Annotated in this window: 10 protein-coding genes; 3 read left to right on the plus strand and 7 right to left on the minus strand. The window is 63.8% G+C overall.

Annotated elements, in window-relative coordinates; genetic code table 11:
• Positions 1-60 precede the first annotated feature (60 nt).
• The 3 genes from HMPREF3176_RS09920 to HMPREF3176_RS00210 all read right to left on the minus strand — a co-directional run bounded on the left by HMPREF3176_RS09920 (position 61) and on the right by HMPREF3176_RS00210 (position 3829).
• Positions 61-159 (minus strand): 30S ribosomal protein bS22, encoded by a 99-nt coding sequence (locus HMPREF3176_RS09920; protein WP_005504750.1) that lies wholly within the window; start codon positions 157-159, stop codon positions 61-63.
• 197 nt (positions 160-356) lie between these two features.
• A complete protein-coding gene (locus HMPREF3176_RS00205; RefSeq protein WP_070457281.1) occupies positions 357-2051 on the minus strand; it encodes a GTPase family protein in 1695 nt (564 codons plus the stop codon).
• The gene (locus HMPREF3176_RS00210) at positions 2051-3829 is read right to left on the minus strand and encodes a dynamin family protein (RefSeq protein ID WP_070457283.1); all 1779 of its coding nucleotides are present in this window, start codon (positions 3827-3829) and stop codon (positions 2051-2053) included. The genes HMPREF3176_RS00205 and HMPREF3176_RS00210 overlap by 1 nt, the downstream gene beginning before the upstream one ends.
• A 145-nt stretch (positions 3830-3974) precedes the next feature.
• On the opposite strand from HMPREF3176_RS00210, the gene HMPREF3176_RS00215 reads away from it, so the two are divergent.
• A complete protein-coding gene (locus HMPREF3176_RS00215) occupies positions 3975-5381 on the plus strand; it encodes a TrkH family potassium uptake protein (RefSeq protein WP_141742297.1) in 1407 nt (468 codons plus the stop codon).
• A 19-nt stretch (positions 5382-5400) separates the two neighbouring features.
• Positions 5401-6069 carry a potassium channel family protein gene (locus tag HMPREF3176_RS00220; RefSeq protein ID WP_016663961.1) on the plus strand — a complete coding sequence of 223 codons (669 nt, stop codon included), beginning with the start codon at positions 5401-5403 and terminating at the stop codon, positions 6067-6069.
• Positions 6070-6110: 41 nt separating this feature from the next.
• Here HMPREF3176_RS00220 and proC read toward each other — a convergent pair whose 3' ends face one another.
• The 3 genes from proC to HMPREF3176_RS00235 are packed head-to-tail and all read right to left on the minus strand — an operon-like array spanning position 6111 to position 11626.
• Complete coding sequence (proC, locus tag HMPREF3176_RS00225) at positions 6111-6950, minus strand: pyrroline-5-carboxylate reductase (RefSeq protein ID WP_168161924.1); 840 nt, start codon at positions 6948-6950, stop codon at positions 6111-6113.
• Positions 6951-6965: 15 nt separating this feature from the next.
• Positions 6966-7145: a hypothetical protein gene (locus HMPREF3176_RS00230; RefSeq protein WP_016663959.1), complete on the minus strand. Its 180-nt coding sequence runs from the start codon at positions 7143-7145 to the stop codon at positions 6966-6968.
• Positions 7142-11626: a hypothetical protein gene (locus tag HMPREF3176_RS00235; protein WP_070457287.1), complete on the minus strand. Its 4485-nt coding sequence runs from the start codon at positions 11624-11626 to the stop codon at positions 7142-7144. Before HMPREF3176_RS00235 ends, HMPREF3176_RS00230 begins: the two co-directional genes overlap by 4 nt.
• Positions 11627-11820: 194 nt before the next feature.
• Between HMPREF3176_RS00235 and HMPREF3176_RS00240 the strand changes: the two genes are divergently transcribed.
• Complete coding sequence (locus HMPREF3176_RS00240) at positions 11821-12036, plus strand: antitoxin (RefSeq protein ID WP_061211058.1); 216 nt, start codon at positions 11821-11823, stop codon at positions 12034-12036.
• Positions 12037-12342: 306 nt separating this feature from the next.
• Here the strand turns inward: HMPREF3176_RS00240 and galE are convergent, their stop codons facing one another.
• On the minus strand, positions 12343-13356 hold the full coding sequence (gene galE / locus HMPREF3176_RS00245) for a UDP-glucose 4-epimerase GalE (RefSeq protein WP_070457289.1): 1014 nt from the start codon (positions 13354-13356) through the stop codon (positions 12343-12345).
• Positions 13357-13718: the final 362 nt, after the last annotated feature.

Here is a 13718-nt window from a genome sequence, read left to right on the forward strand (position 1 = left end):
CCGCCCTCCGGATGGAGTGGCGGCGGCCTTCTGCACAAGCGGGCTTTGGCCCGCTGCGCCTTACTTCTTGTTGCGGCGCTGGTGGCGGGTCTTGCGGAGAAGCTTGCGGTGCTTCTTCTTCGACATGCGCTTGCGACGCTTCTTGATCACGGAACCCATGATTGCCTCTTTTCTTACAGTACGTGGTGGCGGCGGCACCGCCCAGGTGTCAGTGGCCGGCACGCGCCGAGCGCAGCCGGGGCGGCCACCCTCTCGCGGGGCAGCGGCCACAAACACAGACAATGAACTATTTTAGCGCTGCAGCCCAATGCGCTCAAAGGTCATCGGCGAAGCGTGAGGGGCTTCACGCGCACGTTTCACGCCGACGCCACGAGCGTGGAAAGGACAGCCTCAAGGCGCGCCGCCCGATCAAGCTCTCCCTGGGCACGCGCAACGACTGTGCGCTCCGCTGCGTCACGAAGCGAGGACCGCAACGCGCGGCGAGCCCGCCGCTTCCGGGAAGCCGCAACGAAAGAATTAAGAACCGCGGCAAGGGCCCCCAACACGATTCCGAGCCCAAGCCCCGCAATAATCATCGCCGTCGGTACGGGCACGGGAACCCACAATCCCTCGAGCATCGGCATGGGCGGTTTCGGCACCTGAAGGAAGTCGAAGCCAGCAAGGGCGAGAAGCCACACGAGGCCCGCTATTGCCATCAGGAACGAGAGCCACTGCACGATGTTGAGCGGGAGCCACGTCCACGACCTTTCAGCGCCGCGAAAGTCTGTATGGGTGAGGGCATAGTCGACCTCGTCGGGAAGGGCGTCTTTCTCCTCTTCGAGAGCGTCCGCGAGACGACCCGGCCACGGATTCGGTGCCTGACCGGCAAGAGACAGCGCGAACTCATCGACCGCACGACTCATCCGGGCACGTGCCCCGGGGGCATCGATCGAAAGTGAGGATCGTGCGATGAATTCGTCGTCCGAATCTCCCTTGCGGTGCTTGTTACTTCCCCGCCCGACGCGCATGCGCTCGAGCGGGTCAACCCTAAACGCGCCAATCCACCGCAGCGCCGGCCAGCCGGTATGGCGACCCGCGCGCGTGCGGTAGCTTTGCGCAACTGCTTCAGAGATTTTGTCCACCTGGGCCGCGGTAGCGCAGGCATCTTCGAGTCGGTCGAGCTCGACAGTTGGTACTTCTCGCGCGAGCTGAGGAATTTCGGCGGACTTACGCGAAACGGTCACCCCAGTCGCACGCGCGATGGCCTCCCCCTCGGCGCGAGCGTCCGCGAGCAGACGCTCGAGAACAGCGCGCTTCGACTCGACAACGGTGGCGATCTGAGCTCGCAAGTGAGGGAGCCCGGTGCCATCGACGGCACTCACGAGGCATACCTCTGTTTTCGCGAGACCGTCCTCGGCAAGCAGTGCCTTCATCGAGGAGCGCACCGCCGCACCGTCGGCCTTCGTGAGGCGATCGGCCTGGTTCACGACGACGATCGTGACCGCATCGTGGCGCGCGAAGCGGCTAATGAACTCCGTGTGTAGCACGGCGTCCGCATACTTTTCGGGATCCGTGACCCAGACGAGCACATCGACAGTGCCGGCGAGACGCTCGGCAATCTCGCGGTTAGCGCTCTCGACAGAATCGAAGTCGGGGAGGTCAACGAGGATGGCTCCCCGCGGGAGAGATCCGCGGCCCACCGTGTGCCGCTCGCGAATCTCGAGCCAGTCAAGGAGCGAAGCCGCTGAGCCGTCCACGTGTTCATCCGCAGGCTCGGGGAGGATCGCGAGAGCTTTCGAGGTCGTGGGGCGCCTGTGCGCAACGCGCGCGATGTCCTCACCGACGATCGCATTCACGAGCGAGGACTTCCCCGATCCCGTTGCCCCGAAGAGCCCGATCACGGTGTGCTCGCTCGAATGTTCGAGGCGCTCCGTGAGCCGCGCACACGCGGCACGCGCGCCCTCGAGCGTCGCATCGTCGAGGAGCGGCTCCGCCTCCGCAACCGCGCCGCTCAGGGCCTCCACGGCAGCGTCGAGACGGCCGCGGGCCTTCGTGACGGATCGAGTGCTCACTATTGCCCACCCCTTCGCGGAGCAGCGCAGGGGCCACCCAGATTCTCGATGAGTTGACGCACGGTCTCGGCATCGCTGTGAATCGCGCTCGATGCAGTCGCGATGGGGTGCGCAGCGAGTGCCGTGGCGAAGGCTGTTGCTTGCGTATCCACGACATTACCGATGCGCGAATCGAGCATTCCGCGTGCTTTCTTCGCGAGCCGCCTCACGGCCTCATCGCCAAAGATCGATTCGAGAAGTTTCTGCCCCACAAGCGCCGTCGCCGTTCCCGCGCCCACCTCGAGCCCGGTCGGCATGAAGGCGGTAGAGGCGAACACCACGACCATGAGCGCGATGCCCACGACGTTCACGCCGAGGGACAGCACTCGTGCCTGCGTACGGCGATCTGAACCCTCTGATTCGACGAGGTCAAGGACGTCCTTTTGCCACGCCCGTACCTGATCCTCAACGGTGCGGCGGAAGCCTTCGGGCACCTGCATAAGCGTGACGGCAAGGCCGGCGCTCGATTGCAACAGGGACGCGCCTGCCGCATGCGAGTTCCACGCACGCACGGTACGCGAGCGAGCGTTGGCGACCTGGTCGATGACGACGGTCACGAGGCCCGTCTCAATCGCGTTCTCGGCTGCGACCACCGGGCGCGTGCGTCCCGTAAGAGAAGCGGTGATGCGGTCGCGCGTGCGCGACACCCACCCCTGTACGCCCTTGAAAAATTCACCCGTACCAACGACGTCCTGCCAGCGCGCGAGAACTTCGCCGCGCAGCAGCGCACCGTCGCGAGTAAGGTTCGCGATCGAATCCTTCGCCGCATCGAATTCGGCGCGCGCGAGCGCCGCAAGCCGATCCCGTTCGTCTTCCTGCGCGGCGACCGCTTCGCCGAGTTCGTCGAGCGATTGCGCTGTCGCCACGAGCGCCCCGCGCAGGGTGCGCCGCGCGATCGCGCTGCGCGCCTCCTTGTCGCGTGCGAGCGCCCCCAGCCATGCCGAAAGCTCGCGCACCTCATCCGTTTCGAGGATCTCCCCCTCGCCGAGCTCCTGCTCGTGGATCGCAAGCAGTCGCTCCGTCATAACGCCGCGCTCCGCGAGCATCGCCCCCAGGTGCGACGTCAAATCTTCGGCAACCCCGTCCTTGTGCGGGATGCGATTCATGATGACGACCACGGTCACCTCGCGCTCCGCGGCTTGTGCGAGGGCGAGCCACGGCACCGCATCCGCGTACCGGTGCGCGGTTGTCACGAAAATCCAGAGATCTGCCGCGCGCAGTAGCTGGCCAGCAAGCTCGCGGTTTTCGCGGCTGACCGAATCGATATCGGGCGCGTCCAAAAGTGCGATCCCCTGGGGCACGCGCTCGCTTTCGACCAGGTGAAGGGCCGTGCCAAATCCAGCACCGCGTTCGCGCGCTTCGGGGCTTGACGCACTCATGTGCACGCGAGGAAGCGAGGGCAAGATTCGGTCCCCTTCGAACCACTGCGCATCAGAGGGGTTGTGCACGAGAACCGGTTGGCGCGTCGTCGGCCGCAAAGCCCCCGCGCGTGAAATGTTCTCCCCCACGAGGGCATTGACGAGCGTCGACTTACCGGAGCCGGTCGAGCCGCCCACCACCGCGAGAAGCGGCGCCTCGAGAGAGGCGAGCCTCGGCGCGAGGTGGTCCTCAATCTGCTGCGCAATATGCCCTGCCTTTTCGCGCGCCTCAGCCGCGCCGGCGATGTCAAAAGGGAGACTCGCCTCGCGCGCGCGTCGCGCGAGCGGCGACAGAAGGGGGGAATCGGCACGTGCATCCATGGCATAAGCCTACCGAACTGGGCCCGCAGTGGAGCGCGACAACCGTCGGACCCGAGCGGCCCACCGGTCCCCCACAAACATGCCCCGCGCCCTGAAAGGGAATAGAGTAAACGCGGCCCCACTTTTCGCACCGAAAGGAGGCTCCGTGGGAGCACCCCCCATCCCCCGCCAAAAGCCACGGCGCCGCCTCAACGCGATCACCTCTTTCATTTCTCGCCTCGTGCGCGAAGCGGCCCGCACCTCCCCCGCGCGCCTCGCACTTTTCGTGTTCACGGCAATGATCCTGCTGTTCACGATCATTCTGGAACTGCCCATTTCGAGCGTGTCCGGTCAGCGCACGCGCTTTGCTGACGCCCTCTTCACCGCCGTGAGCGCCATGTGCGTCACCGGCCTCGTCACCGTGCCCACGCAAACCCACTGGTCAACGTTCGGGCTCGTCGTGCTCATGGTCGCGATCAAGGTGGGTGGTCTCGGCGTTCTCACGCTCGCTTCTCTCCTCGGCCTGAGCGTCATGCGGCACATGGGGCTCGCACAACGCATCGTCACAGCGCGCGAAACCAAGGCCGCCAAGCTCAGCGAAGTCGGCGGCGTTCTCCGCACGATCGTCCTTACCTCAACGGGGTTCGAGATCGCGACATTTATCGCCCTCGTCCCCTTCCTCTTGCGCCACGAAACAAGCCTCAAGTACGCCCTCTTCAATTCGATCTTCTACGCGATCTCGGCATTCAATAACGCGGGGTTCATCCCGGAAGTTGGCGGCATTTCGCGCTACATGGCGGATCCGTGGTTTTCGATCCCGATCGCCACGTCCGTGTTCGTGGGCGCGCTCGGCTTCCCGGTCATCCTCGTGCTCGTACAAAACTGGCGCACGCCCGAGCACTGGAGTCTCCATGCGAAACTGACGATTTGGACCTCGAGCATCCTGCTGGTCGCGGGCACCGTCGGAGTTCTGCTTTCCGAATGGGACAACCCCGCCACCCTTGGTGGCCACGGCTTCGACACGAAGCTGCTGTCGTCAACATTCGCGAGCGTCATGACCCGCTCCGGCGGCTTCTCCACTCTCGATATCGGCGCGATGAACACCGACACGTGGCTCATCATGGATCTGCTCATGTTCATCGGCGGCGGCTCAGGGTCGACGGGTGGCGGCATCAAGGTCACCACGTTCGCCCTGCTCGTGCTCTCGATCATCGCGGAAGCACGGGGCGACCGCGACATTGAGATTTTCGGTCGAAGCATCCCGTACGACACGATTCGCCAGGCGATTGCCGTTCTCGTGATCAGCGTGCTGTTCGTTGCGATCGCGACGTGGACGTTGCTGCGCCTGACGGATTACCCGCTCGATCGCGTCCTGTTCGAGGTCCTGAGCGCGTACGGCACGGTTGGGCTCTCGACGGGGATCACGAGCGATCTCAGCCTTGCCGCGAAGTACGTCATCATCGTGTGCATGTACGTGGGGCGTATCGGCCCCATGACCCTTGGTGCGGCGCTCGCGCTGCGCAGCCGCCGGAGAGTCATTCACCTGCCCGAAGAACGGCCCGTCGTCGGCTGAGTCCGGTAGGCTGGAACACATGGCAAACTCCCGCTCCTTCGGCCGCAGCGTCCTGATCGTCGGCCTCGGTCGTTTCGGGGCGTCGATGGCCCTCAACCTTGAATCGCTCGGCACGAACGTGCTCGCGATCGATAAACGCGCTGATCTCGTCCAGGATTACTCGGGCAAGCTGACCCACGTGGTCGAGGCAGATGCCACCAATATTGAAGCGCTCAACCAGGTTGGCGCGTCCAGCTTTGACGTCGCCGTCGTTGGCGTCGGCACGTCGATTGAAGCGAGCGTGCTCATCACCGCGAATCTCGTGGACCTCGCGGGCCCCGTCATTTGGGCGAAGGCCATCTCTGTTGCCCACGGCAAGATTCTCGAGCGCATCGGCGCGCACCACGTCGTGTTCCCCGAGAAAGACGCGGGCCAGCGGGTCGCGCACCTCGTCAACGGTCGCCTCCTCGACTACATCGAGTTCGACGACGGGTGGGCAATCGTGAAGATGCATCCACCGCGCGAAATCCAGGGCTTTTCCCTTGGCGAATCAGACATTCGCACGAAGTACGGTGTCACGGTCGTTGGCGTGAAGTCTCCGGGCCGCGACTTCACCTACGCTGAGCCCGAAACGGTCGTCTCTTCGCACGACACGCTCATCGTTTCCGGCCACACCGAGCTGATCGAGCGTTTCTCTAACCGCCCGTAGCGCGGGTTTCCGGGTAAAGGGTTCCGACGCTTGCCTCGCCCCTAGCGCTCTTCCATTTTCCGCGACGCCTGTGCGGCCGCTCTCATGCCGCGTGCCATGAGCGCACGGATCCCGCCTTCTTCGAGCGCGGCGATGGCCTGCGCGGTCGCACCGCCCGGTGAGGTCACGGCGTAGCGCGCACTCGTGGGGGTTTCACCGGTCTCGTGCAGGAGGGTTGCGCTTCCGAGCATGGTGCCCACAACGAGGTCCGTGGCAACGGCCCTCGTGAAGCCTTGGGCGACGGCTTCGTCGATCATCGCCTCGACGATGAGGAAGAAGTACGCGCTTGCGCTCCCGGCAGCGCCAATCACGCCGTGAACCTGATGTTCGGGAATGTCGACGACGGTCGCGGACTGCGCGAAGAGGGCGTGCGCAAGCGCGCGCTCAGCCTCGCTCGCGTGGTCGGCGGGCATGAGGCCCACGACGCCGCGACCGACCGCGATAGGCGTGTTCGGCATCGCCCGCACGAGCGCCGTGTGCCCGTCGAAAGCATCGCCGAGCGTTGCGAGACTCGCTCCGGCGAGAAGCGACACAATGAGCGCGTCCTTCCGCACGTGCGGGGCAATCGCGGGGGCCATGTCGTCAAGGTGGTACGGCTTAAAGCCGAGCACGATCACGTCGGATTCGCGGGCGGCGGCTGCGAGGGTGTCGTCGGACCCGAAGCGCTCAAACGCACTCGTGGCGCCGATCTCCTGAGCGGCCACTTGCGTGGACGTCGCACCCGAGTTGAGAAGAACGAGTCTGTCGGCGCCGACGCCGGCCTTGCGGATGGCACGCGCGACCGCGCCGCCCATGTTGCCGGCGCCGATCACGGTGACGGTGAGGTCAGTAAGGTTCGCCATTGCACGCATCCTTCGCTATCGTGTGCGGCCCCAGTGCGGCGGCACGTCCCGCATGAGCCGCTCGTCGTTTGAGTCGTCGCCGCGATCGGCCGGTGCCCGCTTCGGGATCACGCGGTCCTTCGCTGGCTCGACCTCCATGGGCTTTCCCGTGATGGAGGAAACGACGAGCCTGCTGCGAGCCTTTTTCTCGCTCACCGAGCCTCTCCCTCGCTTTGTTTCGCGAGGTAGCGACGGATCGCGGCTGAAACTGACACGTCGAGCAGGACGCTGCGCTCGGTAAACGCCAGGAACTCGCGCACCTCCGTAGCGAGTTGTTCGGAGAATCGAGCCTGCCCGTCCGAGCAGATGTAGGCGACGACCTGATCGAAGTCGTCCGGTCCGTAGAAGCTCAACGGGTGACCGGCCGGGATCTTCGGCTTCGGCAAGCGATGGCGGGCAGCGCCCCGCCCGATCTTGATGTCCTGCTGCTCGAGGTAGTCGTGGTAGGCGCGCTCGACGCTCTTGATCACGCGTTCTGCTTCACCCTCGGGATCGATGAACAGGGCCCACGACCAGACGCGCTCCACGGTCCATCCCGCCGCTTCAAGACGCTCTGCGCTCAAGCGGTCGCGTTCACGCTGGTCCGTGATTTCGCGGTAGCGCGGGCCGTCTGTCGCGACGGCGACGAGGTAGCGCCCGGGAAGCTCGGGGTGGGCGATCGCAAGTTCGACGCGTTCGCTCGACAGGCCGTAATCAAGTTCGACCGTGTAACCCGCGCGCCACAGACGATCGGCGAGGTCGGCGACGAGCGCTTCGGAACTATCGGGGATGTCCGGTTCGGCGGGATGCTCAGGAGCGTCGGTAGCCTCGCCCTCGACCGCAGTTCCGGGTTCGCCTTCGGCATCAGGCTCGTCGCCCTCGCTGTCCTCGCCGGCGTCGACCGGTTCCGAGGGTTCGGTTTCGGCGGGGCTAGCGTCGGCACTCTCGTTCTGCTCGGCAGGTTCCGACGGCTCCTCGATCTCCACTGCATCCTCGTGATCAAGCACGTCTTGCGAGAATCCAGCCTCGAGGAATTCAAGTAAGAGCCGCAGGTCACGCGCACCCTCGGTGCGAAGCCTATCCACCTCGAGATCGCTGCTGCGCACGGCGCTTACGACGCTCGTATGGAAGCGGGCACGGGTCAAAACCGTGAGGAGGGCCCTGCGGCCGGCGTCCGTCGACAGCGGGCCGAAGCGGTGCAAGAGGCGATCGTGGGGCGTGAGACCGAAGCCGAGCGACACGATGACGTCGTCGCGCACGATCGCTGTTGCCGCCTGCGCGGGCACGACCGTGAAGAATTCTTCGCGCTCGGGGTTGAAGAAGTCGTGCAGATCGGGCAGGCGACTCACGGACCGCATGACCGAGTCCTGGACGGCCTTGGCATGCGTGGGTGTGAGGGTCAGGACCGCGAGTGAGCGCTCGGGGTTGTGGCGCGCGTGGTAGATCACGAGGTCGGTGACGCGGCGAAGCTCGGCGTCGGTCGACTCCACAAATTCCGCGCCCTGGCGCACGGGGCCCCTGCCATCCGGGACGTAGATGAAGGTGTCCTCGTCGATGTGCTCCGGGCTCGGCGGCGCGAGCAGTGCACCCCATCCCGCATCGAGCGCCTTCGCGCGGTTCTCGACGAAGCGTCGCACGCCCCCGGTCGCGGGATGCGTGTCCCGCACGAGCCGCAGCACGGGCGCGACTTCACTCGCTTCGTCAAGGAGGCGGGCCATGCCCGAGTGGTGGGCGCGAACATCGTCGCCATCAACGAAGTCGAACGGGTCGCCGACGATCACAGCCTGGCGCGCTCGCGACAGTGCCGGGATCGCCGCGGCCGTGGGAAGACGCGCGGCATCGGCGAGAATGACGAGATCGAAGTGGCGTCCGGCGGGAATCATTTGCGGCACCATGAACGGCGAAGCGAGCCACAGTGGCCGCGCACGGAACATGATGTCCTGATACTTCCCGGCGGTGTCGCGCACGCTCATCGTTCCCGGAGTATTGAGCTCGATGATCGCGCTGCGCGACGTTTCCGGGAAACGCTTCATGGTTTCCACGAGGAGCTCGTCCACGCGCTTGCGAACCCGGAAGCGACCGGCGTTGAGATTGTGCACGTCGAGGCGGCGATAGCGCTCGGCCACCTGGGAAAGCTTCGTGCCGTCGTACTGGGAAAGGGTCGGTTCAGCGCGCGCGATGAACTCGAGCACGCTCACCCACCACGCGAGGTTGAGCTCGGCGACGGCGAGGTCACTTGTGATTTCCGGGCCGCGAATATCGCGAAGGAGCGCCGCGAATCCCTCGAATTCAAGCTCACGCATGACCTTCGTGCGGCGAGGGAGAACATCGAGCACTTCGCTTCGCGCGTGGAGCTCTTTCATGCGTTCGTGAAGCGCGCCAAGTTCGGTGTTGTCGAAGTCGGTGCCCTGCTCGGTGCCCGCGAGAAGAACCTGCAGTTCATCGAGGCTCTTTTGCGCGCTACCCACGAGCGCCTCAACTTCACCGAGCGACTTCGGCACAACCGGGGTGAGGCCCGCGTCGGTCGCGATCGCTTCCCACTGGCGGTGGATGTCCTGAGCGGCCAGGAGGTGCGCGCGCAAGTTCTCCGTGTTTTCCGACGGTTGCAGCATCGATTTTGCGAGCTTCTTCCAGCGGCGACGCTCGCCAAAGCCCATGACCGTCCCGTGTTCCTCGCGGTAGGTTTTGTCGGAAACCGCTGCGAGAAGCATGTCGATTTTCTCGTTGAAAAGCTCCGGGCGCACGTGGCGGAAGAGGGAGCGCATGGCATCGAGAACGCGCACCGTGTGCCGAAGCTCCGCGAAGCTGCGGGCTTTTTCAAGGTTGCACGGCGCGCCGAGAGCCTCGGCGTGCTCTATGAGCTGCGGAAGTGAAGCCTCATCAAGCTCGGTCACGAGTTCGAGTGCGCGCTTGGCCTGGTGCTCGCTCGTGATCGAGGCCCCGTACCACGGGGTGTCCTCGGGAACCATGCCCAGCGCGCCCGATTCGACTGCCTCGCGCATGAGCCGCTCGTACCGTTCGCGATCCTTGAGGATCGCCACGGCGACGTTCGACGTGAGTCGCACGCCCGTGCGCGGCGCGGGGCGGCGGCGTGCAAGATCGGCCAGTTCATTGATCGCTTCGTGGGCGCTCACACCCCACGGTTCCTGCACGCGGTGCATCGCCTCCACGTGTCCCGTGAGCACGTCGCGCGCCTCTGCCAGCCCTTCGGGCTCAGCGAGAATGACGGGCGGCACGAACGAGCTTGCTTTCGCGAGCGAGAGCAGCATCGAGCGGCTCGCCTCGCGCTGGAGATGCGGGTCGGGGACGAGGCTGAGGAGGATGTCCTCGAGGCCCGCGGCCTCGATTTCTGACTGAAGCTCGGCGAGTCGACTCGAGCTTTGCGACACGAGAAGCACGCGTTTGCCGGCGGCGATCTGTTCAGCCGCGAACGCCACGACGGTGGGCGCGAGAGGGCGACCTGGCGCGCCGTGAACCACGAGCGCGGGGCGCCCCTGGAGGTTCTCGGCAATGAGGCGCGCATCGGCATCGGCGCTCGCGACCGACTCGGGCACCTCCTCTTCTGAAGAAGGCTCAACTGCGAGTTCATCGCGTGATTCTTCGTCACCCGCGAGCGCGCCGATGATCGGCAGGTCCGCGAGGTCTTCGGCCGGAACATCGAAGTCTTCGAGCATGGGGCCCGAGGTATCCACGAGGTTGCCAACGACAAGAGCGTGAGAGATGCGGAAACCGGGAAGCGGTTCCCCGAGCGAGCGGAACGCGTCGAGGACCGGCTGCGGATCGAAACCGTGGTGAGAGTCGGTGAGCTCGAGTAGCGCGCGGGCGTCGATGAGGACGCCTTCGTCGCGAAGGGCCCTCAGCACGAGGGGGTTGAGGTCGACAGCGGCGTCAAGGTCGATGTCGATGTCCTCGCGGGCGCCGCCACGCACGTGCAAATTGAGCGGACGCAAAAGGAGCGGCGCGTGCACTTGCTCACCCGAAAGATCCACCCACGTTGCCTCACCGATCGCGAGATGGCACGTCGTGAGACCGCGGTTTTCGGCGTGGGCGAGGGCACTCTCGCGGATCTGGAACGCGGCTTCGCGCGCACGCTCGAGGGAGGCTTCCTCGCGCACGAGTGAGGAGAGTCGTGTGGAGCCGCGGCTCGCGAATAGGTGGGCGAGCCCCTGCGGATGCGAGTTCGTGAGGTCGAGAAACGCACCCGAGCGCATGTCCGTGAGGAAGTCTTGGTCGCCGGCGAGTGACGCGAGAGCCGTGCGCCACGTCGCGAGCGATTCCTCGATCCGCTCCTCGCGGCTGGCTTCCGTCACGAGCACGCGCGAGAGGGCACCCTGCAGGTCGGTGACGTCATCATCGTCGTCGAACGCCGCGGGGGTGAACACGTGCGCGCCGGTATCCTCGACACTGCTTTCGGTGTACTCGTGCATCTCTTCGCGCGTCTCATGCGGGTCACGAATCTCGAGCGTGTGCTCCTCGGCCGCATGCGAGCCGCCGTCATTTTTTGCGTTTTCGGCCTCGCTAGCATCCCGGGCGCCCTCGGCGCTCGCCGATCGCCCCACCCACGCGTGACTTTCGCGCGCGCGTGAAGTCAGCGCGTCATCCTCGGCCTTCTTACTGCCCTGAGATTTCGCGCGTTTTGAACGTCCAAACCAACTCACCTTCCCACGGTATCCGAGCCGAGCCCCTGAGCCGCTGAGGCGGGCATGTGGCGCGCCGCTCCTTACCGCATTTTTACCCTCGCGCACTCTTCTCTGACGACGTTCACGAACCCTCCAGGTTTGTTCCCTAGCGTTTTCGTCGTAGCTTCCACACGGGAGGCTCACGCAGTTGAGACTCTAGGAAAGGACTTGACATGGGATTCGATGACGCACTGAACAAGGCCAAGGGCGCGTTCGAACAGAACGAAGACAAGGTCAAGGATTTCGCCAAGGAGCACGACGCTCAGGTTGACGGCGCGATTGACAAGGCGAGCGAGAAGGCTCAGGATATCGCTCCCGACCAGCTCGGCGACAAGATTGCTGACGGTGCCGACAAGGGCAAGGACGCTTTCGACAAGTTCCACGGCTGATCACCATTGACTCGTCGCTAGCGCCACGGCGTTAGCACTGAAGGGGCGTTTCCCGATTCCGGGAAGCGCCCCTTCTTCAATTCCATAGAGGTTGTGGGGGTTTTCAAGGTTCGTGGTGAATGGGAGCGTCGCGTCGCTGACGTAGAACGGCTCGTTACCCTGCTGTGATGGGTGTTGTCAAGACATCCACATCCCGGAGGGCCACGAGCCTGTGCACGAGAATAATGGTTCGCAGCGCGATGCTGCGAGCTCTCTCCACTCTGATCCCTCGCGCCCTCGCTTGGGCTTCACGTCAGAATCAACTACTCAGTCCGCCAAATCGGGGAGAATAAGCTTCCGACGCTCGAACCACTCCAGGGTACTCGCAATACCGTCCTCAAGAGATGACGATGCAGTCCAGTTCAAGAGCTCCGCCGCCTTCCTGGAACGAGTAAACGCCCCAGCGCTGTCGCCAGGACGGCGCGGAGCTTCAACGACACGCACGCTCTTCCCGACCACGCTCTCGAACGCGGCGACTAGCTCACGAACGGTAGTTCCTTCACCTGTGCCCAAGTTGATAACTTGATAGGCGGAGTCGGCTGCGATTTTTGCACCCTCCCTGACTGCAGCAACATGCGCTTCTGCGAGATCCCAAACATTGACATAATCCCTAATTCCCGAACCGTCACGAGTGGGATAATCAGTGCCCGTGATTTGGAATTCAGTATCGCCTCGGTGTGCTTCAATCAACTTGCCGAGGGCGTGCGAGGGTGAAGCTATTTGAAGCCCGGTTCTAAACTTAGGGTCAGAGCCGATGGGATTGAAGTAACGCAACGACAGTACGTTGAGGTCGCTCGCCGCAGCGATGTCTTGAAGCATTACCTCAAACATCGCCTTGCTTCTAGCGTATGGACTCGTAGGGGCCAGTTCTGAGCTCTCGTCTACCGAAAAGTCCTCGCTCACAGCGTAGATTGACGCCGAACTACTGAACACAAGCTGCGAACAGCCGTTCGCAATCAATCCGCGCACGAACGCCAGAGACTTGCTGATGTTCGCTTCGTAGTATCCCAGCGGGTCCGCAACCGAATCGGGAACCACTATCAGTGCTGCAAAATGAAGCACGACTGCGATGTCAGGATGCTCCTCATAGATCCGGTCTAGTAGGGCACGATCGTCTATATCACCCTCATAGAACGTCAAGCCCTCAACGAACTCACGCCGACCGGTGATGAGATTGTCCAGAACGACTACCTCGAAACCTTCGTCCCGAAGCCTAGAAGCAACCGTGCTTCCAATGTAGCCAGCTCCCCCTGAAATGAGCACTTTGACCGGGTGATTCATGAGCAACTCCTCAGATATTCACAATAGTGGTTCAGATCCAGTCAATATAAATTCGTCAGAAACTTCCCAGATAGCCTGCGCCACGATCTCGTGTCCAAGCACCATTCCTGACCATTGATTGACATCTCGAGCGATCCGTGAGGGATCGGTGTGTCGGTAATCCTCAACTGTCAAACGTGACGGCCCAGCAGCCTCTAGGCCCAATGTAGGAACAACCAACTCAGGACTAAGCAACAGGGATTGCTTCTACTCCTCGGGCAACTCCTCAACCTCCGCCACCTCGAATGAACATTGATCTATGTCAACGTTCGTGCCTGTCCCGCGCTTAAAAGACATACCGGACCAAGCTTCAGGAGTCATAA

The organism is Dermabacter sp. HMSC08H10, from assembly GCF_001807585.1.
Lineage (GTDB): Bacteria > Actinomycetota > Actinomycetes > Actinomycetales > Dermabacteraceae > Dermabacter > Dermabacter hominis.